General features: G+C 59.1%; 1 pseudogene. It reads left to right on the top strand.

From position 1 onward, the window contains the following. Positions 1–232 (top strand): annotated as a pseudogene (locus ACTHUT_RS22440) (hypothetical protein); the annotation flags it as partial.

Genomic DNA, 232 nt, shown 5'->3' with positions numbered 1-232 from the left:
GCAGGCGGTCCTAGCCTGACCAAGTCCGGTATCGATGCCGCCGGTAACAAAGTGACCAACGTGGCCGACGGCGACCTCAATGCCAACAGCAAAGACGCCGTTAACGGCAGCCAACTGTTTGCGACCAACCAAAACGTCGCCAACAACGCCGCCAACATCGCCAAAGGTCTGAATATTGCCGCCGACAACGGCAGCGACGACAACGTCCAACTGGGCGAAACCGTTGCCTACC

This window comes from Neisseria sp. P0022.S010, assembly GCF_051956635.1.
This window is presented reverse-complemented; position numbering and strand designations above follow the sequence as displayed.